Here is a 24678-nt window from a genome sequence, read left to right as displayed (position 1 = left end):
AACGCAGGCAGGGACAATTAAGGAGATTCTTTCGGCGGCGGTGCTGAAAGTTTCGGCGTCATATCGTTCAGGAATGATTGCGTTTGCTCGCGAAAAGGCCAGTCGGCGGGCGCCGTGGCAAGCGCCTCGCGCAGATCCTCGATCGCCGGGAATATCTCGCCGCGCGACCGCCTGATCGCGGCGCGCATCAATAGTGCGTCGGGTAGGTCCGGTTTGATTTTCAGGGCCGTTTCCAGATCGGCCAGTGCGTCGTCGACGTTTCCTTCCTCGAGCCGGATCGAGGCCCGACCCAAGTACGCTGGTGCGAATTGATGGTCGAGGCGGATTGCTATTTCGTAGTTTCGTTCAGCTTCGGCGCGATCTCCCTTTTCTCGCATCATCTTGGCCGCCTGAAAATAGGTGTCGGCTGCAAACTCGACAGGCGGTTCGCGGTAGCGATCGATCTCGGTATACAGATAGCGGATCGGAATCTTGAACGGCCATACTACGTGCGCCGCTGGCAGAAGCAGATTCGCCGCCAGAATGGCCGAAAGAACGTAGCTATATCGCGGCAGCTTCAGATCGCCCCACAACCAGATGCCCAGCAGCATCACCGGCGTTTCGATGATTAGCGAGCGGGACATGTCGGCGGCAACGAACAACGAAGCGACGGAGCTAGCGATCACGAGCACGGCGAAGAGGAAGCCCCATCGCGCGCCCAGACGTTGCGCCGTGAAGCACAGCGCGGCGCCGATCAAGAGCCAACTAACGCGAAAGCCGGACCAGAGCCCTTCGAGAAATCTTGAGACCGGCACGCTTTGCACTTCGTTCCAATGCCGCTCGATGTATCCTGACGATCCCGGATCACCTCGCCACCAGGAGATGGCTCGGATGGCGGGATACGGAACGCTGGCGGCGACGATCACGGCCAGATCAACTAGCGCAGCGCGCCAGTTGCGATCCTCGACGTAGCCCAGCGCGACCAGTCGCACCGCGATCGCAACGGGCAAAGCGAGCACGAACCGCTCGTCGATCCAGGGCGTTAACAAACATGTCAGGCCTAGAGCCACGCGCGAGGGAACAAAGCCGACGACCAGCAATCCCATCATTAACCAGGAATCGAAATACGCGAGCCATCCTGTCGAGACGAAAAACCAAGGAAGTGCGGCAAAGAGCGCCGTTGCGAGCCACGTCAGCCGCCAGCTTTCCAATCGGCGGTAGTTCAACCACGCGACCAACCACAGCGTCACGACGCAGCCGATAAAGGGGAGCGCGAAGAACCATAGCGCCGGCAGTTGTCCGTAGTACCAGATGCCCGGGAACAGCAAGCGCCAGGCCAGGACGGCGTTCGAGTGGGAATCGGCCGGCGCCCATAAATCCTGAAGTTGATAGAGAGTATCGAACGCGCGATGGATCTCCGGGAATGGCAGGCGCCGTGCCACGATCATGCCGCGCCATACGACGAAGCGCGGCGTGAACATGAAAACGATGACTAGTCCTGCCGTGACGGCGACCCCCAATGCCTTCAGCCTGACGTGGCGCGGAGTCTCGTCCGGCTCGCCGCGAAGCATCTGATCCGCTGTCGGGGCCACGCTCATGAAATTCTCTGCGCGACCTCGTCGTCGACCTTGCGATAATCGCCGCGACTGAAGTATTTCTCCAGCCAACAGTACAAGACGATGAACAGGTACCGGCTTCCCATCTCGCGGATTTTCAGCTTCGCGACGCCGCTGCGCCGATTGCGCCATGTGATGGGGATCACGGTCCAACTGTATCCGCGCACGATGGTCTTCAGCGGCAGCTCGACCGTCAGGTTGAAGTGTGGCGACAGAAACGGCCGCAATCCGTCGAGTGCCGCCATGCGATAGGCTTTGCAAGCATTGGTAGTGTCGTTCAAGGGAATGCGGAACAGCATCTTGATGAACAAATTGGCCAGGCGGTTCATCACGTACTTGATCCGCGGATAGTCGACGACACCGCCCCCCTTGATGAAGCGACTACCGAACACCGCGTCATATCCTTCGTTGATGACGTGCCAATAGCGCGCCACGTCGCGGGCGTCATCCGATTCGTCCGCCATCATGATCGCCAGTGCGTCGCCACGTGCGGCGTTGATGCCGTGTACGATGGCCCGGCCGAAGCCGTGCTGCCCGGTATTGCGGATCGGGCTCAACTCGGGAATCGAGGCGCGCAGCGCTTCGAGGATTTCCCAGGTCTGGTCCTGGCTACCGTCGTCGACAACGACGATCTCGTGCGGGATCTGCTGCAGACGCAGCTCGAGGTGCAGGTGCTCGACCGTCGCGGCCACGGACCCTTCTTCATCGCGCGCAGGGATGACGATCGACAATAAAGTCAAAGCCGGAGCGTGCGGATTGGGAGGAGGAAATCGGCTCATCGGGGCTGCGCCAGCAGGAACCAATCAGGATTTTGACGATGATGTGCGGCTATCTGAGCCAGGATGCGCGGCAATGCCACCTGGGGCTGCCAGTCAAACGTGCTGGCCACACGGCGACTATCCATCACGACCCACGGTACGTCGAACGGACGCGGCTCGCGCGCCGCGGCAATCTCGTGCGCGCCGAACTCGCCGGCGCACCACCGGCTCAACTGCGCCAACGACATGGCATTATGCGAGCCGCCGCCGACGTTCCAGATTTCACCGCCGCTGCGGTCGGGCTGTTTCATCTGGCGAATCAACAGGTCACTCAAATCGTCAGGATGCAAAGCGTCGCGCACCTGGTGGCCGGTGCCGTCGAAACCAATATATTTCAGCGGTCGCCGCAGTGCGTACGCCCGGATCCAAAACGAAAAGATCCCTTGTTCGGCGACACCAAATTGTCCTTCGCCGGCCAGCACGCCGCAACGATTTATGACAACGGGAAATTTGAAAGTTTGGCCGTATTCCAGGGCCAGCGATTCGGACGCCAGCTTGGTCGCGCCGTACAGCGAGATAGGAGCCCGGGTTGAAAAGTCTTCGCTGATACCGGCTGCCGAACAGCCCCTCGGCGCCGGCACCGCGGACTCGAAGCAAAAGGCATCGTCTGTCACGCCGAGCGGCACCTTAGTCAACGCCGAGATTCCATACACCCGGCTCGTCGACAGCAGCACCAGCCCGGCGCTGCTACGGCGTGCGTATTCCAGGACGTTGACCGTGCCCAGTAGGTTGTGCTCGACCAATTGACGGCTGCTGGTGCGTCCGTCCACGCCGGCCAGCACCGTGGGGTTGGCGGCCGCGTCGATGATCCAGTCACATTTAGGCAGCGTCTCGAAATCGCTTTCGCAACGGATGTCGCGATGGTCGACCCGTACGCCCGCGGCGCGCAGCCGCGCCAGATTCGTTTCGCTGCCGGGCCGGATGAAGTTGTCGATGCCCGAGATCGCGGCGTCCGGCAGGCGTTCGCGAAACGCGAGCGCCAAGGAGCTGCCGACGAAACCACAAATGCCTGTGATGAAAATCTGCATGAAATGCCCGGCCCATTGAGCGACAACAACGGGAGTCGCCGGCGCGGAAAAGATTCACAGCCGCGCGGACCGAAGGGAGCGCCCCCAGCCTGGCCCCGTAGGCTTCCGCCGGTCACGAAGTTCCGATAGTTGCCGCAGGCCCATGATAATCGAAGATCGGGCCGATGCACGCCGGGAAAGCCCTAGGCGGGCGCTCCGCGGTCCGATCGTGCGGTTGGCAGCGATCGTACCGAATAACCGCCGCGTTGGCCTACGAATTCGACGAGGAGAATGGTCTCTCGGTCGAGGTCGCCCCGACACTCTGCAAGCCGCCGGCGTCGACGGCCGAATAGCCGGGCAATTCGCTCAAGAGTTTTCGATATCCCGGCGAGCGGATGGCTTCGACGAGTGCCGCGATGCGCGGATCGTGCATTTGGTCGGCCGCGAAACAAAGGTCGTACGCTTCTTCACGGACGCTTAAGAAGTTGAGTCCTGCTTGTTCGCTGACCAGCCGCAAACAAACACCTACGTCGGCCAGGCCCGAGCGGATCGTCTCGGCCACGCCACGATGACTATGCGCATTGTGCTTGGGGGGTGTTCGGTCGCGGCGGATTTCGGTGAGACATTGGTGAGCGCCGCTGCCGGCCTCGCGGCCAATCCAGCGCAGCCGCGCCGCCAGCACGGATCGGATTGAATTCATGCGACGGTCGGGCGTGATCGCGAGCCCCTCCTCCCAGCGCGCGGCGCGCAGCAACTTGTACTGCGCGGTGCGGCCAAGTGTCTCTTCAATAGCTGTGGCATTGCCGTCTTCAGCGGCATGCGACAGATGCACTCCCGCCACGTGTACCTGGCGATTCCGCAAAAGTTCCAGTGCCTGACTGCTGGAGCGCGACAGAATGAGCAGACGAACGTTCGCGTGCCGTGCCAGCTCCTCGGCCAACAGCCCCACCGCCGGATCGCAGCAAGCCATGACCAGAGTTCGCTCGGCCGCGAATTGCTCGGCCGGGTGCATGGATGTTCCGTCGAACATTCCATCGTGGGCCGTGGTGATATCTCCGAACGTGTCAGCCGGATAGGCCAGCAGCCGGCCATCGACCTCGGCCTGCCAATAACGGCATGCCCCTTGCGGAGATGTGGCCCAGGCGGGAGCGGACGGACCGTCGTCGTCGAGGCTGAACAGATCTTCGACCCGGCAATCGAAGACCTTCGCCAGTCGCAAGGCCGCTGCCGCCGAAGGGACCAGTCGCTCGATCTCAATGGCGCTAATGCCGCTGCGCGACACGCCGCTCGCGCGGGCCAACTCGTCTTGCGACCAGCCCCGCGCGAGCCGGGCAGTTTTCAGGCGATTCTTCAAGTTTTCCATGCTTGACATGATCCTGTCGAAAGTTGACACTATCCGGTCGATCGAGGAATGACAAGTATATAAGGTCCGTCACTCCGCTCGTGAGTGCTAACCGCCCGCCACCGAGAGACGCCTGTGATCTCTTAGCTCCCTAGCAGCGACCATCGGCTTTTTGCCTTGTCGCCTTCTTTCGTACCCAGTGCCATTGGCGCTGGAGCGACTCTAAACACTATCCCGCCCGCGCTTGGGTGTCCCTATTTATGCACCTTGATGAGACGAAATTTATGAAGACGCTCAAAACCGCCGCACCGATCATGACGTTGTTCCTGGTTTTTTCCCAAGGAATCGCCACCTGGGCCGCTTCGATCACGCTCACGCCGGATAAGGATAATACGATCATCCAGGCGACCGATCCGAGTGCGCAGCTCAGTAATGGCCTGGGAGATATTTTCGTCGGACGTACGAATCAAGATGGCAGCGGGCCAGCCGTAACGAGTATCCGCCGTGGGTTGGTACACTTCAACGTCGCCGGCAGCAGCATTCCCGCCGGCGCGGTGATCACGGGCGTTTCGTTCAAGATCACAAACGTGATGACCAATAACGGCGATCAAACCTTGTCGCTGAATGACGTATCGCAAAACTGGGGGCAGGGCACTTCGGACTTCAATGGCGGTGTGGGTGCGCCCGCGACGCAAAATGACGCAACCTGGTTGTACACCTTCTACAATGCGACAACTCCTTCGACGAGTCCGACCTGGACGACCCCCGGCGGCTCCTTCAGCTCGACGGCCTCGGCCACGGCGCTAGCGCCCGGAGGACAGTCCGGAAACGTGATTTCGTTTTCCAGCACGCAATTGATCGCCGACGTGCAGAGCTGGTTGAACAGTCCGACCAGCAACTTCGGTTGGGCCATCCTCGGCAACGAATCGACGGGGCAAACCGCCAAGCGGCTTAACAGCAGCGAATCGGCCAATTCTCCGCAACTGATCATCAACTACACCGTTCCGGAACCAACAAGCGTTGCGCTGGCCGCGATGGGGTTGCTCTCAATGCTCGTGGTCGCCAAACGGCGCGCACTGTAACGACGCAAAGGGCCGCGCGATGCCAAATCGACGCGCCGCGATCGCGGGGAAGTCCAGCTCGGTGCCGAGGCGCGCCCCGCAACTTCGTCGTTCGCGTTGCGCAGGTTTCACGATTATCGAGCTGTTGGTGGTCGTCGCGATCATCGGGCTGCTGGTGGCGGTGTTGCTCCCGGCCGTCCAAGCTGCCCGGGAAAGCGCGCGCCGCGTCCAGTGTCAGCATCAGCTCAGACAACTGGCGCTAGGCGCGCACATCTATCACGATTTTCAGGCGATGTTTCCGTCAGGCGTCGACCAGTCGGAGTTCAACCTTCCGCCGGTTTACCGCTGCTTTTCGTTGTTTACGTACCTGCTGCCGCATCTGGAAGAGACGTCGCGTGCCCTGCAGTGGCAACTGGCCGATCCGCTGTTGAACACCACCGGCGGCGCCGCCGCGCAAACGGCGGCCGTCATCAATACGTTCGTATGTCCCTCCGATATAATTCCTGATAATCCCATCCTTAGCAGCCAGGGATGGTATCAGGCGTTGACCAGTTACGGCGGCAATGGCGGGACACGATCGTATTTTTTGCCATACGCCACGGTCGATGGCATTTTCTTCTCCACAGGCCCTGCTTCGGAGCCGGTGCTGCATCAACGGCAAGTGCGCATCGCCGACATCATTGATGGAACGAACGCCACGATATTGATGGGGGAGCGCAGCCACACGGATCCGAATTTCGAATCGTTCGGCGAGGCGGGCTGGGTCGACCGGCTGTCGCAATGGGGTTGGTGGGCCGTCTCGGCGGGACGCAAAGCAGCGGGTCATGTAACGATGAGCTCGTACGCGCCGCTGAACTATCGTCTGCCGTTCGATTTCAATGGCCGGGCCACGGCCGTTCCGCCCGCCACGGATCCAAACGTTTTTCAGTACTACTTCGACTCGCGCATCTGCGCATGGGGAAGCAATCATCCAGGCGGAGCAAACCTGGCGTTCGCTGATGGCTCGGTGCGCTTCGTCGCGGATCGAATCCCACTCGTAACCTTGCAAAGCCTCTCCACGCGCGCCGGGGGCGAGGTAACGGGCGACAATTGACGAGGCTAACAACGCCGTGACGAGGGGCTTTGCTACGTTCTGCGACGATCATCGCACAAGATGGCATTGCGCTTACGTGCTGTTCGCGGTGTTGACTCTCGCGACGGCAGGATGCCGTCCCGCTGACGAGTTTGCTCCGGTGAACGGCCGGCTGCGGATCCGCGGCGAACCGGCGGCCAATGTGCTCGTCGTCTTTACTCCCGAGTCGACCGCCGACCACGTTGCGCCACGTTCGGTCGGCGTGACGGAGGACGATGGTCGCTATACATTACGGTCGGAACAGAATCGCGCGGGCGCAGTCGTGGGACGACACCGTGTAACGCTCGAAGATATGAACGTCTACGCGGTCGAGCGGAGCGAGAGGCCTCCCACGGCAAGCAATCCCACGCCCACGTCGCGATTAACGAAGGAGTATTCAGCCGTGACCACGACGCCGCTCGAACGGCGCGTCGTGGCCGGCCCGCAGGAGATCGATCTCGACGTTCCCCACGCTGCTAAATAGAGAGTGCCTTCTAAGAACGCGCGCAGGCACTGCCTAACGAAAAACCGTCGCACTTTCCATCGGACACGCTCGCATCATGAACACGCTTCAAGATTTTGCTCAAGCACGAGCCTTAAAATACATTTTGCCGGCCGTGGTCCTGTTCGGTTGTCTGGCGGGGGCTGGCGCTGCCGCGGAGTTGCCGATCATCGTTCCCGATCGGGACAATTTGCAATTCATGAGCTTTTGGGTCGCCAAGGGGGCGGGCTATTTCGCCGACGAAGGAGTCGAGCTGCGGCTACTTGTGCCCGAGCAGCCGAATCAAGCGCAGCGCATGGTACTGGCCGGCGAGGCCGATTGCGCGGTGTTGCCTCCGCCGATGTATCTGGAACTGATCGCGAAGAAGTTTCCCTGGGTGCTGGTGGCGAACCTGCTGGAGAATGATGCGATCAATCTCGTTGTGCGCCGCAGCATCGTGGAAGAGCGCAAGCTGGATCTGAATGCCTCGTTGAAGGATCGACTGACGGGACTAGCTGGGTTGCGAATCGGTGTCGCGCCGAACCCTCCGACCCGATTGCGTGCCCTGTTCCGCAGCGTCGGATTGGACGCCGATCAGGTGATCAAGATGGTGATCTATCGCGGCCAGGAACAGAACGAGGCCTTCGGCGACGGGCGCGTCGACGCGCTCTACGCTCACACTCCTTACCTGGAAAAGGCGCTCGTGGACCAGGACGCGATCATGGTGGTGAATCAGTCCAACGGGGAAGTGCCGAAGCTGGCCGTGCGTCAGATTCACGCGCTGGTGGTGTCGCAAAGGATGGTGGCCGAGAAACGAGAAACCGTCACGGGCTTGGTGCGGGCGATTGCCCGTGCGGAGACGTTGATTCATGGCGACCGTCCGGCCGCGGTCGCGGCGATCCTGCGCGAGTTCCCAGATATGGAACGTCGACACGTGGAAAAAGTGGTCGAAGTCTATCAGACGGCGATCCCCACCTCGCCGCGTGTCAGCTCCAAAGGTTTTCAGGCAGCGCTTGAGCTATTTCCGGCCAGCCGGCAACCGCCCGATCTATCGGGCCTGGATCTGAACGAGTTCGTCGCACCTGAGTTCGCCGACGCCGTGGCCGAATCGACAGTGCGTCCGGACAAGTAAGCGAGATTCTTTCCCGCGCATGGCCGGCGTCACGGCGGACGCCTTTAGCGCGCCGGCTCGGGGCTTAATGGGCAACCGGCCACGGACCCTGCCTCCTCGACGCGTATTGCGGGCATACCCTCGACATGCGCATTTTCAGGCACATCGCGAATAACGACGGCGCGCGGTCCGACCGTGGCCCAAGCGCCGACGTGGATATTCGGAATCACCAGGGCGCCGGGCTCCAGGCGGGCGCCTTGCCCAATGCGCACGGTGCCAGCCAACACGACCCCCGGCGAGAGCTGCGCGAAATCTTCGACCACTGAATCGTGAGAGATTGTCACGTTGGCAGACACGACGACATGCTGCCGCAGATCGACATCGGCCTGCGCCACGACTCCTTCGAACACGATCGTGCCGGCGCCGACCTTGGCTGAGGGATCGAGGAACGCCCGCGGATGAATCACCGAGATCCAGCGCACATCCAGCCGCTGGGCAGAATCTTTTCGTAGTCGCGGTTCGTCGAATCCAAGCACCGCCGGCAGGCGGGAACTCGAAGCGAGTGCCAACGAACCAACAACCGGCACGCCGGCCACGAGTTGTCCCCACTGCGCCGTGTTGTTGTCATAGATGGCGCGTACTCTCAGACCCGCTAGTCGCCCAGCGGAAATGATCGACTTCGTCTGTCGGCCCAAGCCGATAAGAATGATATCTGACATGCCGAGGGGGCCAGTCGAGAATTTCGTATGAGGCGCTCGCCAGCATTCTAAGTGTGCGTCAAGTTCGAGTGCGGCACAATGCTAGAAACGCGGGGCGGCAGTCGCCCGCAAGCAGCAAGGTGTACGTTTTCGACGAAAGTCGCCGCGTAACGGGATAGGATGTTCAATCCGCCATCGGCACGCACCGGTGGCGGCAACCGTGCAATCTTATGGGCCGGGCCGGGCGTTGGCCTCGTCTTGCCAACGATAGACCGCGATCGTAAAGCCTGAAATTCCAGCATACGGAAATACTTGCTGTATGCGGTAGTAGCCGTTTCCCCCTTCGAACCTGAGATCGCGGGAATCACTATAGGGTTGCTCGCCGGTGGCAATGATCATCCACTCGGGGAATTTCTTCAAGCGTGGCCCAAGGTCGTCGAAGACGAACGTATGTCCGGCCACGTAGCGTCCGTAAAACTGCGTGTACAGGACCGGTCGCGAACGGTGGCCGTCGTTGGCGATGTGAATTTCCTTTTGGTCCGGATCCGATTCGAGCATCAGCTCGAGTGCCTCGCGGAAATGGCCTCGCCCCACGCGCAGGAAGTCGAACGTCTGCCATCCATTGGCTGCGACGAACAGAGCCAAGGCCGCGACGACGGCAATTGGCCCCGCCGGTCGTAGCTCCCACAAACGGCTGAACAAATAACTGAGAAGAACCAGCAGCAAGACCAGATTCACATAGAAATAACGCTCATAGATCAGCTCGGGCGGATGCAAGGTCAGCAGCAACATCGGCGCGAAGAAGATGCCGCTGGCGAAAAAGAGCCATAACGTCGAACCCGCTCGGGCCAAGAGCACAATCGCGACAATCGCAGCCACGAACACCAGTCCACCCAGGGATAGCTGAAGGAACATGTTGGTGGTCAAGGCGCCGGCCGTCAGCGCTAACGTGCTGATGACGACATCCTCGATGGTTCGCGTGTCGCCGCCGCCAATTTTCATGGCGCGTATATCAATGATGTACAAGACTGCCATGGCCACGATCGGCACGGCATGCAGCCCGACTAGTTGTCGCAAAGCCTTGGCTCGCGTCTTGGATTGCTGCCAGCACACCGCGCACGACCAGGTACAAAGCGCGAAATAGACTTCCACGAACGTCAGGTGCGACAGCGTTCCCAGAATGGTTGTGGCCGCGAACAGTATGTTCGCCACGACCGAGCGGGTTGTCAGGAAGCGATCGAGCGCCAAGAGCGCAGCAAGCGCGAAAAAACCCGCCAGTGCGTAGCCACGCGCTTCCGAGGCAAAGCAGATCAGCACGTAAGAGGCACTCGTCAGCACGGTTGCGGCAACCGTGGCGACGGACCCCCAGCGGAAGGAAAACCGCGCTGCCAGGATGATCGTGCCAATACCGGCCACGAGCGACGGAATGCGGTACAGCGTCCAATTCGACTGGTTCTGACCCAGCAGATACATCCACAACGTAACCAGGTAATGATTGTTGTCGTGGTGCGCCGTCATGATATCGAGGGGCGAATTGGCTCGGCCTGCGAAGAGGAGCAACGACCAGATCTCGTCCATCCAGAATTCGTCCATCGCCCCCCAAATGCGTAAGAAAGCTGCCAGCCAAATGCAGAGGATGATCCCGAGCAGCACGGGACGCGAAAGGGACGAAGCCGATACCTGCCCGCAACGACTGGCGACGGCCAAGTCGGCCGGCGGCGCCGCGACCTTGGACCTTGGGCCGGGAGCGTAGGTCTTTTTCGAACGGGCCATGCGTGCGTCGTCAGGCGGATAGGCAACAGGGCATCAGTCAGAAAAACCGATCGTTGCTGAAGATTTTGTCAGGTGCAAGGGATTTCTTCGCTTGTCCGCGTACGGAACGTTAGCATGAACAGAAGGTCTCGCGTTGCGAGCTATAAGGGATTTGCCTCTCGAAGGCCCGATATAGTGAAGCGCAACGCCCCTCGCCACGAAAAGACGTACACCTAAATTCCCGCCTCATTATGCTCGATTTGGCGCATCACAAAAGCGCCCGACGCAGAAAAGGGAAATCAGTATGTCGCACGAACCGGGTTCGTTTCTGAAGACGTCGTGCAACGCACCGCGGGTTACCGTCGGACCGCGTAGCCACGCGAGGATCCGATGGCTCAATCGGCTGCTGGTCGTTGGCATTGCGATTGTCGTCTTTGCCGCGGATGTGCTTCCCGCCTCGGCCCAGTTCGTTGGCTTCTATCGCCGCGGCTTCTATCCGTACGGCTTGAATGCTTGGGCCTTGGGGGGATACGGGTATACGTCTCCTTATTACGGCTATAACCGCGGGTATTATGGTCGTCGCAGTGGTTACGGAGGCATGGCAGGAACAGCATTGTCAGCCAACGAGATGGGCATGTCGCGAGTGATTGCCGCCTCGGGCTACGCGAACTTGCAGAACTCGCAAGCCACGCAGAATGAATTGCAGGCGCGATCCACCGATTTCAATAATCGAGTGACCTGGACCAGTGACTATTACCAGATGCGGCAAGCGCACCGCGCCAACGACGCCTCTCGCAGTCGGCTCTCGACCGAGGACGCGGCGAAAATCGCGCACGCCGCGGCGCCACGCGTGCCGGAATCCTCGCAGTTCGACCCTGCCACCGGGAACGTTTCTTGGCCTGTGATCCTGCAAGACGCCCGTTACATTGAAACGCGCGACGAGCTGGAGAATCACTATCGTGCGCAAGTGGCGGGCGCCAAGCCCGATGCCGAGAGCTATCTGGCCTTCAATAAATCGTGCGAGACGCTGCTGGGCGAGTTGAAGGCGAATATGCGCGACTACTCGGCCAACGACTATCAGCAAGCGCGGCACTTCGTCGAAGGTTTGCGCGCCGCGGGGCGGCAAGCCACGGCGAAATAGTCGTACTTCGTCGGACGGTTTCCCGACCGGCATGTCCGGGACGATTTCGCCATCATCGGGCCGTTTTGCTCTCTCGAAGGGCGCCGGTTCTTCGTCGTCTCTACCTGCGTGCCTGGGCCCGTTCGGCATGGTAAGCTCGTGACCCGCGGGCAGTTTATCCATGCCGTTCACTGCCAGCCTGCGAAAAGCGCATACCGATCGTCCTCGCCCTTCAGGGAGTAATGATGTCAGACTCCACGTCTCCAGCACCTGCCGTAGGAAAACCATCGCGGCGCAAATTCCTGGCCGCCACGAGCGGCGTCGCCCTGGGCTTTACGATCGTTCCACGACATGTATTGGGAGGGGCTGGGTTTGTGCCTCCCAGCGAACGTGTAAACCTGGCTGGCATCGGCGCGGGAGGCATGGGGGGAGGGGACATTGCCACGCACGCCCGCAACGGGGCCAACATCGTCGCGCTGTGCGACGTCGATGAGCAGCGCGCGGCCGGTATCTTTCAATCCTTCCCACAGGCGCGGCGGTATAAGGATTTCCGCGAGTTGATCGACAAGGAGGCGAAGAACATCGATGCCGTGACGGTCGGCACGCCCGACCATATTCACGCGGTGGCATCAATGGCCGCGATTCGCGCCGGCAAGCACGTCTACTGTCAGAAACCGCTGACGCACACTCTGCGTGAATGCCGCGAGCTGACCAAGGCCGCGCATCAGGCGGGCGTTGCCACGCAGATGGGTAATCAAGGGCATGCCAGCGAGGGCTCTCGGCTGACAAACGAGTGGATTCAGGCAGGCCTGATCGGCGAAGTGCGCGAAGTACACGTCTGGTCCGATCGCGCCGGGCGTTTGTGGAAGCAAGGAATTGGCCGCCCTAGCGAGACTCCACCTGTTCCTCCGACATTGAACTGGAACCTGTGGCTCGGACCCGCGCAAGAGCGTCCGTATCATCCGGCCTACGCTCCGGCGAACTGGCGTGGCTGGCGCGACTTCGGCACTGGTGCGCTCGGGGACATGGGATGCCACATCATCGATCATCCGGTGTGGGCACTGAACCTGGGCGCGCCGACAACGGTCGAGGCCAGCACGACGCTCGACGGATCGGTGCTGGCCGACAACCAGCCGAACTTCGAAACGTATCCGATCGCAGCGATCATCAACTTCGAGTTTCCGGCGCGTGGGAAACTGCCGCCGGTGCGCATGACGTGGTACGAAGGAGGACTGATGCCGCCGACCCCCGCCGAGATGCCGGCCGGCAAACGTCTGCCTGATAACGGCGTGCTGTACGTCGGCAGCAAGGGGAAGATGTTTCACTCCTCGCACGGCGGTATGCCCGAGGTGCTGCCCGTCTCGCTCGCCGAAGCTGCCAAGCAGGTGCCGAAGACGTTCGAGCGATCGCCCGGACATTATGAAGAGTGGCTGTTGGCGTGCAAAGGGGGGCCGCGTCCCGTTTCGAATTTCGATTATGCCGGACCTCTGACCGAGATCGTGCTGATCGGCGTGCTGGCTCTACGTGCGCCGGGCAAACGCCTGGAATGGGACAGCGCGAACATGAAAGTCACGAACGCGCCCGAGCTTGATGCGTTCGTACATTCCGACTATCGCCCGGGTTGGACACTGTAGCCGGTACAAGCGAGTCGCCGATGCGCGTCGTCCTGCTAGCGCTCCTGATTTCGATCGTTGTCGTGTTGAACGGAACGGCGCTCGCTGAGCCGACCGGCGCCCCGACACCCGTAGCTGGCGGCGGAACGGCCCAAAAGCCGGCGCCGATCGACGGACCGTTATCTCCCCCGCAGGCGCTACAGTCGTTTGCAGTTGCCGGGCAGTTGCGCGTCGAACTGGTGGCGTCCGAGCCTCTGGTCGATAGCCCTGTGGCAATCGCCTTCGATGAGCAGGGCTTTCTTTACGTCGCCGAGAATCGCGGATATCCGAACGGGCCCCCGGCGGGCGAGCCACCGCTGGGGCGCATTGCCCGGCTCGCGGATACCGACGGTGATGGGCGATTCGATCAGCGTACCGATTTTGCTACCGACCTGACGTTCCCCAATGGCGTTATGCCGTGGCGCGACGGAGTGATCGTCACCTGCGCTCCCGAGATTCTGTTTTTAAGAGATACCGATGGCGATGGCCGCGCGGACCAGCGTCACGTCTGGTTCACCGGATTCTCGACCGCCGGAAGCACGCAGCTGCGCGTCAGCCATCCCACGCTCGGCGTCGACAATTGGATCTATGTGACCAGCGGACTCACCGGCGGCAACATTACCTGCCCCGCTCATCCTGTGCGACCACTGATCAAGTTTGGTCGCAGCGACTTTCGCTTTCGACCCGACCTGAGCGAGTACGAATCGTGCGATGGTGGCGGGCAGTACGGCCTGTGCTTTGACGACGCCGGCCGGCGATTCATTTGTTACAACCGCGTGCCGGTACAGCATGTGGTGCTGCCTTCACGCTACTTGCGCCGCAATCTGCATCTGGCGTTTTCGGAAACAGTGGAGAATTGCCCGACCGATCTCACGCCCGAGCCACTAGCCGGACATGGCCAGGGCGCCCGGCTATTTCCAATTAGCGCGAACGTGACCACCGCCGATTCTCATGCGGGCACGTTCACCGCCGCGTGCGGGGTCTTCGTATGGCGCGATGGCAGCCTGCCTGCGTTGTACGCCGGCGGCGCGTTCAGTTGCGATCCGACCGGTAACCTGGTGCATTTCGACAAGTTGACGCCGCGCGGCGCCACGTTCACGGCGCAGCCTGCACTCGCGGGTCGCGAGTTTCTGGCGAGCACCGACAATTGGTTCCGACCCGTGTTTCTGACATCCGGCCCGGACGAGGCGCTGTACATCTGCGACATGTATCGCAAGACGATCGAGCATCCCGACTACCTGCCGGCCGAAATCCGCAAACGGACCGACTTCGACAGTGGCCGCGGCATGGGACGTATTTGGCGCGTGGTCGATGCCGGGCTGACGCGACGCGATTTGAGTGAAAAACAACGATTAGTGCTGCGTTTGGTAAAAGGCGGGGCCTCGGCTGTTGACTTGCTGAAGGCCGACGGTGCGTGGGCACGTGATCTAGGGCAGCGATTGCTGCTCGCCGAGGATCCGACGCGGCAGACAATGCTTTTGCCAGTGTTGACCGACGAAAAGCTCTCGGACGCTGGATTGATTCGCGTGCTGAGGTTGCTCGAAGCTCGCCACAAGCTTGACGACGCAACGATCACTCACGCGTTAGCCGACAAAAGTCCGGCGGTTCGCGAACAAGCTTTGCAGTTGGCCGAGGGACGTTTTGTCGGTTCCCACGCGCTTGTCGACGCGATTCGGCCGCTTGCAGAAGATGCCGACCCGCGCGTGCGATTTCAGTGGGCGCTGACGCTGGGCGCCGCCGGCGATGCCACGATGATTCCAGCACTCGCGCATCTTGCAGTGCGCGATGCGGAGGACCGCTGGCTGAGGGCGGCCGTGTTTAGTTCGATCGCGGGACGTGAACGGGCCTTCCTCCACGAATTGTTGGCGGAACAGTCAGGGGACGGTCAGGATATCGAGCAGTTATGTGGAGAGTTGGGCCGTTTGCTCGGCGCCAGCCAACCCGTGGAGGCGTGGTCCGCGGTGCTCGCGCAGATTCTAGATTCCAAAAGGACGACGACCGAGCGAGCCGCAATAATTACGGGCATGGCCGACGCGCTCCGCAGTCGAACGGCCAGTCGCGGCTCAAGTTCGGTTCTGACGAGTGTGTTGAGTGACGACGATACCACCAGCAAACGGTTGCGCGAACAACTCACGGCGCTCGTTGACGACGCGGTCGTCGTCGCGACCGATACGACGAGCGACAGCGCGTCACGCAAGACAGCTATTGCGTTATTGGGGCATTGGGATTTTCCCAAAGTCGGTGACACATTGCTCGCGCTTGTTGATCCCGCGCAGCCCGTCGAGATGCAGGCCGCGGCCGTGCATGCGCTAGGGGGAATGCAACACGAGCCGATCAGCGCGGCCTTGCTGTCGGCCGACCGATTCGCCGTTTACTCGCCGGCAGTGCGCGAAGAGGTGCTGGCCACGATGTTCTCGAATAAATCGCATTTGCCCGGGCTGCTCCAGGCCATCGAAGCAGGGGCGGTGCCGGCGGGGGCGGTCGATTCGCTGCGCCGTAAGCAACTGACCGAGCACAGCGATCCGATCATTCGGGAGCGAGCGGCGAAAATGTTCGGGCTTAACACTGCGACCGATCGTGGCCGCGTCTACGACGACTGCAAAGCCGCATTGAGTCTGACGCCGGACGTCGGCAATGGCCGCGTGGTTTTCAAGAAGCATTGCGCGAACTGCCATCGCCTCGATCGCGAAGGTTTTGCCGTCGGCCCTGATCTGTTTGGCATCCGCAATCAGCCGAAGGAAACGATCCTGTTGCACATCGTCGTTCCCGAGCATGAAATCACGCAAGGCTTCGCCGCCTACACGGTCGAAACCAAGGATGGTCGCACGCTGACAGGATTGCTGGCCAGTGAAACGCCTGTCAGCATTACGTTGCGCCAGCCACTGGGTAAGGAAGAGACGGTGCTCCGCAGCGATATCGAGATTCTTTTGGCGAGCAAGCTGTCGCTGATGCCACAGGAATTCGAGAAAGCAATGAACCGTCAGGAACTGGCGGACCTGCTCGCGTATTTGAAGGGGGAGAGCGGACCATCAACGGTGGGCGGTATTGCCGGTCCCCAATAAGCGACAGCGGATAGCCACGTTCAGAAGGAAGGTGTAATGCCATGAGCCGAGCCAAATGTGTTGTGATTGCCTGGGCCTACTTGTTCGGCACGGCGTCGATAGGATTCGCGGCCGAGGCAGCGCCGTTCAAGGCTGGTTTTGCCGAACGAGACATTACGCCCGACATTGGCATGGAGCAGCCGGGCGGATACGGCAAAGCATTTCATCGCATGAAGCACGATTCATGCAAGGTACGCGCTAGCGTATTCGACGACAGTGCGAAGCGTGTCGCGATCGTTGGCATCGACGCCTTGCTGATCCGGCGTGTGAACGTCGATGCGGCTCGCAAGGCGATTCAAGAAAAATGCGGCATCCCGCCCGAGGCGGTAATGATCGCGGCATCTCATTCGCACTCGGCTGGCCCAACCGGGATGATCCTGCCGGGCGAGTTCGACCAGGCTTCGGAGCAAGTGAAAACGCTGGCCTATGAAAAGTCGTCGATGGCCAACGCTGAATACTTGCGGCGCGTCGAACAGGCTCTCATCGATGCCGTGGTTGCTGCCGACAGCAGTAAGGTCCCGGCGCGATGCGGCGTGGGCATGGGAATCGAGGACAAAGTTGCGTTCAATCGACGCTTTCGCATGGCCGGTGGGCTGACAATGACGCACCCGGGTCAGGGAAACCCCGACATCCTCGAGCCGGCCGGCCCGATCGATCCGCAAGTTGGAGTTTTGGGAGCCTGGAGCGACGACGGAAAACTTCTTGGCTGCATCGTGAACTTCTGTTGTCATGCAACCACCGGTCCCGGCGGCATCTCGGCCGATTACATTCACTACATCGAAAAAACGATCCGCGGACTGATGGGGGACGAGGCGATCGTCGTGTTCGTGCCGGGCATGGCGGGCGATGTGACGCAGGTCGACAATCGCAGCCCGTTCGCGATCAAGCAATTCGGTGAGGTCTCGGCGCGATTCGTCGGCGGGCGTGTGGGGGCCGAGGCGCTGAAGGTCTTGCTGGCGATGGAGCAAGGAGCCGGGGCGCTCGTGCCGGTTAATTGCGAGACGCGCACTCTGCAGATTCCGCGACGCAAACCGCGCCCGGAACGTCTGGCGCGAGCGCGCGAAGTGTTGGCCGGGGATCCGCAGAAAGTCGACACGACCGAGTGGACGTTCGCTAAGGAGATCGTACTGCTCGACGCGCGTCTGGCGCGCGAGCCGATCGCCCCGGTCGAAGTGCAGGCAATTCAGGTCGGACCGGCCGTGTTTGTATCCTGCCCGGCCGAATACTTTTGCCAGTACGGGCTCGATATCAAAGCCGGCAGCCGATTTCCATTTACCTTTCCCGTGTCACTAGCCAATGATTGCGTGGGGTATGTGCCGACCGAAGAGGCGCTCGGCCCGCGCGGCGGCGGGTACGAGACACGCTTGACCAGCTATACGAATCTCGAGCCGGCCGCCGGGCGAAAAATCGCTGACGCGGCGATCGATCTGACCTCGCAGCTCGCGCCGGGGGCGATCCCGCAGCCGCCGGCGTTGCCCGCGTTCACCGGCCAGCCGTGGGCTTACGGCAAGCTGCCGCCCGAATTGGACTAAAAGGTGACCTTTTCGTAGGCGGTGGGCATGCTTGACAAAATGGGAAGCATGAACCACGATCTCTGTATGCCCAAAAGCACATACCGCAGGCGAAATTTCAGCGAGCAGTTGCGCCGTGCAATTAATGGTTGCGGCCTGACTCGCTATCAACTCGCCAAGCGCACGGGGATTAGCGAGGCCACGTTGTCACGCTTTATGTCGGGGCAGCGTGGCCTGACGCTGAAGGCGGTAGACAAGCTGGCCGACCTGTTGGAATGGAAGCTGGAAAGCAAGGGGCGCCGCCGCCCACCAGGTTTCATGGATGCGCCGCGAGCCACGGTGCGCGCGAAGCGCGGCACCACGGCGATGCCGGTGAAAGAACCCCTTCCGGCACGGCCCCGCCCCAAAGCCGCGGCTGCTTCGCGCCGGTAAGCGTCTTCCAGACTCGCGCCGCGCTGGCAATCTATCTGGCCAGACGCCTCTTTTCCTCAGCATCCGACGTGTCGTCGCTCTACCGCGACAGGTTGACATGCTAGCGACGAGAAAGTCATCGCAGTCTCTGCATTCTCTTCGAATCGATAGCGGTTGTAGTAACTGTTCCGTCCATTACGGCTGCCGTGGCCAGGGTATGCGGATCGATCCGATGTGCATGAAAGGATTGATTACTCCTAGGTTTACGAAGACACATATGCCAAGCTTTTGTGTGGCGCAGCATGGCAGCCGGCTCGCGCGATCATTGGCCGTAGCGATCGCGGTGCTCGGTTGGCTAGCCCCGATGCCTGCGTGGGGAGTGACGCCGACGCCCGTGGTTCGCCTTGTCGGCGCTGCCCAAGCTTCGGAGGGCGAGACAATCGCCCCTCCGAAAGGCACAGCGATCGTCGAAGGGATCGTTGGGCGACAGAATTCACTGCTGACAGAGGAGTTCGCTCCGATTGATCTTCCGGTTGCTGTTCGGTTGGCCGGCCTGCGCAATCCGGATCTGTTTCTGGCGCGGCAGCGCGTTGTCGAAGCCGTGGCGTTGCGTCAGTTGGCCGCGGCGCAGTTGCTGCCCGACCTGAACCTTGGCTCGAACTTCGATTCGCATTCCGGCAGCTTGCAGGAGTCGGCGGGCGACATTCTGCGCGTCAGTCGCAGCTCGCTGTATGTGGGTGCCGGCGCCAACGCGGTCGGTTCAGGGACGGTGAACATTCCCGGCGTTGTTTGGAATCTCAATGTCTCGAACACCATTTTCGGAATTCTCGTTGCGCGGCAGGTGGTACGCGAGCAAGATTTCGCCAATCGGCAGACAAACAACGATGTCCTCGGAGCCGTGGGGACGGCCTACTACGAGTTGATGCGCGCCGAAGGATTGCGGGCCGTTTATGTGCAAATCCGCGACGACACGGCGCAGGTGGCCGACCTTACAGCAGCCTTCGCCAAGGTCGGTGAAGGGCGCCAGGCGGATGCCGAACGAGCCGCTACGGAGCTGGCGCAGCGACAGGTTGATGTATTCGCGGCAGAGGGAAGAATCCTGGTCGCCTCGGCCCGGCTCTGCCAGGTTCTGAATCTCGATCCCTCGTTGCGATTGCATGTGACGGATCGTTGGGTCGTTCCCACGCCCCTCGTTCCGGATCCGATTCCGTTAAACGAACTGGTGGCGATGGCCATGCTGCAACGACCAGATTTGGCGCAGCGACGGACGGCCATTCGCGAGACCTTCCTGTCACTGCAGGCGTCACGGCTGTTGCCTTTCTCGCCTAACGTGTTTTTGGGATTTAGCGCCGGCACGTTCGGCGGCGGCAGCAATATCGTTGCCGAGACCACCACAGACCCTCGCTTCGGCAGCTTCAGTGGTCGCAACGACTTCGATGTCATTGGCTACTGGACTTTGCAGAATCTCGGCATAGGCAATAAAGCGTTGATCGATGCATCCCGGGCTCGACTAGGACAAAACGACTATCGATTCTTGATTGTCTTGAATCAAGCAAGGGCCGATGTGGCCGAAGCATACGCCTTGTCGATGGCCCGTTACGCGCAGATTGGCACAAACGAACGGGCCACGCGTACCGGCCAGGCCGGCTTTCAAGAGGACCTGCTGCGAACCCGCAATCACGCGGGACTGCCGATCGAGGTATTAAACAACCTGCGATTGTGGGCCCGAGCTCGCGTCGATTATTTGAATTCCATCGTGGACTTCAACGAAGCCCAGGTGCGGTTGTACGTCGCTTTGGGTCAACCTCGCGCCGATATGTTGGCTCGACCCGGGCCACCGCTCTCGGGTCCGGAAGCGGAACCCGTGCCACCGGGTGCAGCGCAGCCACAACCTCGGGCGGATGTAATCCCTCAGCCGTAGCTGTCGTCAAGTGGGCGCATTCGACGCGTTGCACGCGCAGGGAATTCTTCACTCGAGTAACGTGCCTCGCATGCTCCTTCGAACAGGGACTATTAATTGAGGTCGCGCCAATCCCCCCAAACGCTGGTTGCGATGGTGCATCGCTATTTTGCGGTGTGTCGGAGGGGCGTCTGCGCGCTGGTCTCATTCGGTTGCCTGCTGGCGGTTGCCTCGGCACAAGAATCGAAGCCGGTCGTGACTCGTCTACCTAGCCCGGTCGTGACGCGCGTCGCGCAAGGAAATCCGCAGGAATATCCGTCGACTCAGCCCACACCGCTTGAGGTGATGCCGATCGATATGGGGGCAGCCTGGGAACTGGCCGCGCGGCAGAACCCGACCATCGGCTGGACGCGGCAGGTGGTGCAGGAACGCCTGGCAAACCTGCTGCAGGCCCGTGTGATCGCGGTGCCGAGTCTGAACGCCGGTACGACAATTCACGCGCACAATGGGGCGGTGGAAGGATCAGCGGGCGACATACTTCGGGTGCCCGGCCAGTCATCTTTGTACGTGGGAGGCGGTGCGGCGGTAGCAGCAGCCGGTACCGTGAACATTCCGGCGGTGAGTATCTTTGCACCTGTCGCAGACGTTGTTTACGAACCTTTGGCCGCGCGGCAGTTTGTCGCGGCCAGTCAGTTTGACGTACGCGCCACGTTCAATTCCATTTTGTTGGACGTCAGCACCCAGTACCTGGAACTGGTCGGCGCCGAGGCTTGGTTCGCTGCCCTCCGCCATTCCGAATTCGATATGGCCGACATCGTCCGTCCCACGCTCGCGTTTGCCGCAGCGGGGCAAGGGAGCGAGGCCGACGCCAATCGAGCCCGCAGCGAGGCACTTTTGCTGCGCGCCCGAGTTCAGGCGGCCGAGGGTGACATCGCCGTGGCCGCGGCCCGGCTCTCGAAATTGCTGCAACTAAACCCTGCGGTGGCCCTACGCGCCCCGGACAGGCCGCTGGCGATCGTGACGCTCGTTAATCCTCGCGAGGAATTGTCAAATCTTGTCGAAACGGCATTGCGCTATCGCCCTGAAATGGGGGCGCGTTCGAGCGAGGTCGCCGGCGCCGAAGTGCGCTATCGGCAAGAACGCATGCGGCCGCTGCTGCCCACGATGTCGATGGGGTTCAGCAGTGGCACGTTCGGCGGCGGTAGTATGCTCGTGGATCCTGTTTATGGCAGCTTCTCGGGCCGAAACGATTTTGATGTGATGGCCCTGTGGACCTTGCAAAACGCCGGCATGGGAAATGTCGCCCGCTGGCGACAGCGTCGGGCCGAAGTGGGCGAAACCACGGCGAATCGGGTGCGGATGATCAATCAAATCCGGAAAGAAGTGGCGGCAGCTCAGGCCGACACCGCGGCGCGCCGTCGCGAAGTGGACTACGCCATATTGCAACTGCAGACCGCCGAGATCGGCTTCATCGAAGAAGTGCGTCGCGCGCGCGGTGGCGAAGGCCTGCCGATCGAAGCTTTGAATTTGATCGATTTGCTGGTCAACGCACGCGAAGATTTGATTCGCGCCACCGTGGCCTATAACCAAGCCGAATTTCGATTGTTCGTAGCACTGGGCTGGCCCCCCATCGTGGCTGTCCCGCTGACGCCGCCTCAAGAGGTTCCGGACACGACCCAAACGTCTGTGGCGGAGCCGTAAACCGTGAACGGAATCCAGGCGCCGGGTCACACGCACATTGGTCCCATTTGCGGAACCTATCAAAGCTGTAAGCCAGTTGCGGGCGAACTGCTGCCCGACTCGTAACGCCAAGCGTTTTCGTGCCTTGCGTTGACCAGCGATACGCTTGGAACTAGGATTTGAGTGGTTAGGGAATCGTTAGCGACCGGAATTTTGGGAGTTCTAACACGGTTTTTACCGGCGTTTTTAGGACATCGGCAAACGAGGCGCGGTCATATGCGGAGTATTCGAGCCAGCTCGCTGGTGCGAGGGATTACCGCTGTGGCCGTTTTTTTCGCGCTCTGCGGAATGTCGATCCGACTACCCCTGCCCCTGAATTCTGCAGGGGCGGTCGTCCGTGCCAAGCGCGCCCGCCGCACCGAAACAGCGGCCGAACTAGCCGCCCAGGCGGCCCTGGCCGAGCAAGCTAAAGGCTCGACGCGCAGGTCGGCTGCCTCGGCTAAGGATCTCGCGACAATTTCGGGCGTTCCAACACGCTTGAAATCTCTTTCCGGCGGATGGAAGCATCGCTCGCACGCAGATCACGTAACTGCCTCTCTAGGCGACGGATCACAGCGGCTGTTACCCCTGCGCTGTTGATTCTTTTCTCAAACGCTTCAGTGATTGCTCGCGCTCCTTGTGGCTGCGCAAGCAATCTGTTGCGCCGGCACTGATCCGCGTCGAATACCTCGCGAGCGAGGTGCAATTGACGACCTGTGTCATAGGAAGTGGTTCTGGATTTTCCGGGGACGTACGAGCCCACCGCGGAGAACGATCGTGAGTAAAATGCGCGCCGAAAGTACGGTCCGTTTCGAGCGATCATCAGCGAGCGCTGTCGTGCAGCGTTTCATCGTGGCGGTGCCGCACCATCCCTGGCTGATCGCGGGCGTCTCGCTGGCGTGCGTCGTGACCGTGGCTTTATTCGCCTGGCGTGCCGATGGAAAACCTCCCGAGGCCATCGATCCAGCGCACAAGAGTGCCGCAGCCGCGCCGTCCTCGGAACAAGTCACGGAAGAGCTGCCGGGCGATGCGGTGAGCGTCGAAGTCGTGAAACCTGCGCTGCATGGCTTGGGACGCAAAACGACCCAACCAGGATCGGTGCATGCGTTTCAATACGCGGAGTTGTATGCGAAGACGTCCGGATACCTGGGTGAGCAGAACGTTGACATCGGCGATCGGGTCAAGCGCGGCCAGGTGCTGGCCGTGATCAGTGTGCCGGAATTGGAAAGCGACGTGAAGGAGGCGGCTGCCTCGCTCGAGCGCGCGAAGAGTGTCGTGGCCCAGATGCACGCCCATGTGTTGACCAGTCAGGCCGAAGCAGCGGCCGCCACGGCGACCGTCAAACAAATGGAAGCCGAGGTCGTGCGATCGACAGCGCAGCGAGTCTACCGCGAAAAAGAGTTCCACCGTATGGAAGAACTCTTCGCGCTCAAGTCGATCGACAAGCGGTTGGTCGATGAAAAGCAGGATGCGACGGAAGCCGCTCGTGCCGCCGAAATGGCAGCGCATGCCGCCGTGGAAAAATCCAAGGCAGAAGCGGACGCCGCTGCGGCGCGCATCGCACAAGCGAAAGCGGATGTGCAACACGCCGAAACCGACGTGCAGGTTGCCGAGGCCGTGCTGGCCAAGCAAAAAGTGCTGCTGGACTACACGCGAATCGAGTCGCCATACGATGGCGTGGTTACGCTGCGCAAATTTCATCCCGGCTCGTTTATTCGTGCCGCGGACCAAGGGGGCGAGGCGCCTCTATTGAGCGTGGCCCGCACCGACGTGGTTCGCGTGGTCGTGCAAGTTCCCGATCGCGATGTGCCGTTTACGAACGTGGGCGACGAGGCGACCGTCGAGATCGATGCCTTGCCTGGCAAGCTTTTCTCGGGCAAGGTGTCGCGAGTTGCTGATTCGGAGAACCCGCAGACACGAACGATGCGGGTTGAGATCGACCTTCCCAACGACAAGGATTGGCTGCGCGAAGGAATGTACGGTCGCGCGACAATTCAGCTCGCACCTCCGTCGAAGGCTTTCACGATTCCGGCGAGCGCTTTGGTAGGGAAAACCACCGATGCGAAAGGCAAGGTTTACATTGTGCGCGACGGCAAAGCAGCCCTGGTGCCGATCGACATCGGGCAGGATGACGGTTTGCAAATGGAAGTGCTCGACGGTCTCAAGCCCACGGACGATGTCATAGTTCACTATCGCGGCACGATCGGCGATGGCCGGCCCGTCCGGGTCGCCACAAGTCAGCCAGCGGCACAGAAGTCTCACTAACTTGCACAATGAGACATCACGGT

General features: G+C 61.0%; 18 protein-coding genes. 12 read left to right on the top strand and 6 right to left on the bottom strand.

Annotated features, from left to right (window positions below; all coding sequences use genetic code 11):
* Positions 1–17: 17 nt before the first annotated feature.
* The 4 genes from VGN12_24880 to VGN12_24865 all read right to left on the bottom strand — a co-directional run bounded on the left by VGN12_24880 (position 18) and on the right by VGN12_24865 (position 4783).
* Positions 18–1577, bottom strand: a complete 1560-nt coding sequence (locus tag VGN12_24880; protein HEY4312708.1) for a tetratricopeptide repeat protein — start codon at positions 1575–1577, stop codon at positions 18–20.
* The gene (locus tag VGN12_24875; protein HEY4312707.1) at positions 1574–2374 is read right to left on the bottom strand and encodes a glycosyltransferase family 2 protein; all 801 of its coding nucleotides are present in this window, start codon (positions 2372–2374) and stop codon (positions 1574–1576) included. The genes VGN12_24880 and VGN12_24875 overlap by 4 nt, the downstream gene beginning before the upstream one ends.
* Complete coding sequence (locus VGN12_24870; protein ID HEY4312706.1) at positions 2371–3441, bottom strand: NAD-dependent epimerase/dehydratase family protein; 1071 nt, start codon at positions 3439–3441, stop codon at positions 2371–2373. Before VGN12_24870 ends, VGN12_24875 begins: the two co-directional genes overlap by 4 nt.
* A gap of 250 nt (positions 3442–3691) precedes the next feature.
* Positions 3692–4783, bottom strand: a complete 1092-nt coding sequence (locus tag VGN12_24865) for a substrate-binding domain-containing protein (GenBank protein HEY4312705.1) — start codon at positions 4781–4783, stop codon at positions 3692–3694.
* 263 nt (positions 4784–5046) lie between these two features.
* Between VGN12_24865 and VGN12_24860 the strand changes: the two genes are divergently transcribed.
* From VGN12_24860 to VGN12_24845, 4 genes are all read left to right on the top strand, one after another.
* Positions 5047–5844: a DNRLRE domain-containing protein gene (locus VGN12_24860; protein HEY4312704.1), complete on the top strand. Its 798-nt coding sequence runs from the start codon at positions 5047–5049 to the stop codon at positions 5842–5844.
* Positions 5845–5863: 19 nt separating this feature from the next.
* Positions 5864–6916 (top strand): DUF1559 domain-containing protein, encoded by a 1053-nt coding sequence (locus VGN12_24855; protein HEY4312703.1) that lies wholly within the window; start codon positions 5864–5866, stop codon positions 6914–6916.
* A gap of 16 nt (positions 6917–6932) precedes the next feature.
* Positions 6933–7418: a hypothetical protein gene (locus tag VGN12_24850; GenBank protein ID HEY4312702.1), complete on the top strand. Its 486-nt coding sequence runs from the start codon at positions 6933–6935 to the stop codon at positions 7416–7418.
* 76 nt (positions 7419–7494) lie between these two features.
* Positions 7495–8547, top strand: coding sequence for an ABC transporter substrate-binding protein (locus VGN12_24845; protein HEY4312701.1), 1053 nt, complete (start codon positions 7495–7497; stop codon positions 8545–8547).
* 44 nt (positions 8548–8591) lie between these two features.
* Here the strand turns inward: VGN12_24845 and VGN12_24840 are convergent, their stop codons facing one another.
* Entirely contained in the window at positions 8592–9245 is a 654-nt protein-coding gene (locus VGN12_24840) for a hypothetical protein (protein ID HEY4312700.1), read from the bottom strand.
* Positions 9246–9452: 207 nt separating this feature from the next.
* Positions 9453–10997 carry a hypothetical protein gene (locus VGN12_24835; GenBank protein HEY4312699.1) on the bottom strand — a complete coding sequence of 515 codons (1545 nt, stop codon included), beginning with the start codon at positions 10995–10997 and terminating at the stop codon, positions 9453–9455.
* 283 nt (positions 10998–11280) lie between these two features.
* Here VGN12_24835 and VGN12_24830 point away from each other — a divergent pair, with 283 nt between their 5' ends.
* The 8 genes from VGN12_24830 to VGN12_24795 all read left to right on the top strand — a co-directional run bounded on the left by VGN12_24830 (position 11281) and on the right by VGN12_24795 (position 24655).
* Positions 11281–12117, top strand: coding sequence for a hypothetical protein (locus tag VGN12_24830; GenBank protein HEY4312698.1), 837 nt, complete (start codon positions 11281–11283; stop codon positions 12115–12117).
* Between the two features lie 224 nt (positions 12118–12341).
* A complete protein-coding gene (locus VGN12_24825; GenBank protein ID HEY4312697.1) occupies positions 12342–13730 on the top strand; it encodes a Gfo/Idh/MocA family oxidoreductase in 1389 nt (462 codons plus the stop codon).
* Between the two features lie 20 nt (positions 13731–13750).
* A complete protein-coding gene (locus tag VGN12_24820) occupies positions 13751–16810 on the top strand; it encodes a PVC-type heme-binding CxxCH protein (protein HEY4312696.1) in 3060 nt (1019 codons plus the stop codon).
* A 41-nt stretch (positions 16811–16851) separates the two neighbouring features.
* Positions 16852–18381, top strand: coding sequence for a hypothetical protein (locus VGN12_24815; protein ID HEY4312695.1), 1530 nt, complete (start codon positions 16852–16854; stop codon positions 18379–18381).
* A 66-nt stretch (positions 18382–18447) separates the two neighbouring features.
* Complete coding sequence (locus VGN12_24810) at positions 18448–18792, top strand: helix-turn-helix transcriptional regulator (GenBank protein HEY4312694.1); 345 nt, start codon at positions 18448–18450, stop codon at positions 18790–18792.
* A gap of 256 nt (positions 18793–19048) precedes the next feature.
* On the top strand, positions 19049–20692 hold the full coding sequence (locus VGN12_24805; protein ID HEY4312693.1) for a TolC family protein: 1644 nt from the start codon (positions 19049–19051) through the stop codon (positions 20690–20692).
* A gap of 234 nt (positions 20693–20926) precedes the next feature.
* Entirely contained in the window at positions 20927–22372 is a 1446-nt protein-coding gene (locus VGN12_24800) for a TolC family protein (protein ID HEY4312692.1), read from the top strand.
* 804 nt (positions 22373–23176) lie between these two features.
* Positions 23177–24655 (top strand): efflux RND transporter periplasmic adaptor subunit, encoded by a 1479-nt coding sequence (locus VGN12_24795; protein ID HEY4312691.1) that lies wholly within the window; start codon positions 23177–23179, stop codon positions 24653–24655.
* The last annotated feature ends 23 nt before the right edge of the window (positions 24656–24678 follow it).

The sequence above is a fragment of the Pirellulales bacterium genome (assembly GCA_036499395.1).
Lineage (GTDB): Bacteria > Planctomycetota > Planctomycetia > Pirellulales > JACPPG01 > JACPPG01.
The sequence above is the reverse complement of the archived record's forward strand: the minus strand, read 5'-3'. Positions and strand labels throughout refer to the sequence as shown.